Source organism: Nitrosomonas sp. GH22 (assembly GCF_009833115.1).
Lineage (GTDB): Bacteria > Pseudomonadota > Gammaproteobacteria > Burkholderiales > Nitrosomonadaceae > Nitrosomonas > Nitrosomonas eutropha.
Map to the genome: position 1 here is coordinate 1 of NZ_QRCA01000071.1, position 1,365 is coordinate 1,365.

2 protein-coding genes are annotated in these 1,365 nt (G+C 59.8%); both read right to left on the reverse strand.

Annotated features, from left to right (window positions below; translation table 11 throughout):
- Positions 1–28: 28 nt before the first annotated feature.
- On the reverse strand, positions 29–862 hold the full coding sequence (locus ABF86_RS12330; RefSeq protein WP_275689315.1) for a DedA family protein: 834 nt from the start codon (positions 860–862) through the stop codon (positions 29–31).
- Between the two features lie 93 nt (positions 863–955).
- On the reverse strand, positions 956–1,365 hold a 410-nt coding region (locus ABF86_RS12335; protein WP_160803658.1), incomplete at its 5' end, for an MFS transporter.

Below are 1,365 nucleotides of genomic sequence, written 5' to 3' on the forward strand. Positions count from 1 at the left end.
GCCAATACCGTTGCGGCGACCAGTGCAATCACCGCACCGTCGCCCAGCTCCGTCGCGAACACCATAGATCCTGCAGCCGCCAGGGCATGCGCAAGCCCTGCATAAGCTGGTACAAAACCTGATCTGCACACACCAATGGATCAGCGCTGACAACATCCCCCAAAACGCCCAGGAACAGCCAAGTGGAACCGATCAGCAAGGCGCCGATCATCAGTAATGCCCCGGCCTCCGGCCGAGATGGGTCAAGCACTCCACCGAATAAACGGTTGAGGCGAGGATGGCTGCCGATCCAGGTCAGGACTGTCTGCACGATCTGGCCGGCCCGCGGAGAGAGCACCCGAAAAGTCCAGCGAACCAGCCACAACAGGAGCCAGATCGAAGCGACCAGCAGAACCAACAGGACCGCCAACCTTACCGCGACCGCACCTGCCAGCGCAAGCGATGCACCGAAGGCCATACCGGGCAGCAGGTAGGCCGGTGCCCAGACTACTGCCGACAATACGTTCACGGCATAGAAATGCGCCGGTGGCATTCCGAGCATGCCGGCCACCATGGGAACGATCGGGCGCACCGGGCCGATGAAACGGCCGAGCAAAACGCTCATGGCGCCGTGGCGTTGGAAAAAACTCTCTCCTTGCGCTAGCAATTGCGCATGGCTGCGGAACGGCCAAACAGAGCGCAAACGCTCACGGTAGTGATGGCCGAGCCAGTAGCTGACGCCATCGCCGATGATAGCACCTGCGATGGCCACAAGCAGCGTTGGCCAGAATTCAATCGCCCCTAGCGCGATGAGCGCTCCGGCAGTGACCATGACTGCAGCGCCTGGTACGAACAGCCCTACTACGGCCAGCGATTCTCCCAAAGCGATGAGGAAAACGCCCGCCAGCGTCCAGTGGGGATACTGTGCAACCCAGTTCAGGAAGGATTGAATTTCGATTTTGTGTGCTCCCTCTCTCTAACCAGACATGCGCACTTTTCGCCGCTTGAATGCCATGACTGCCAACGCCAGGACGCAAAAGAACGCGCCTGCATAAAACGTGAAAGCTGGCCCGAGCTGATCCCACAGCAACCCGGCCAGTACGCTGGCAACCAGCATACTCAAGCCGCTGAGCAAGTTGAAGAAGCCAAATGCGCTGCCACGCAGATCAGCGGGGGCGGTATCTGCCACCATGGCCGCCAGCAACCCCTGGGTCATACCCAGGTGCAGGCCCCACAGGGCAACGCCGATAAATACAACACCCCAGGACTGGGCATAGGCCAGTACAAAATCTGCAATGATCAGCACGATCAGGCCAAGCATCAGCAGCCTGGTGCGACTCATGCTGTCTGACAGCTTGCCAAATGGATAAGCCGAGCCCACGAGAC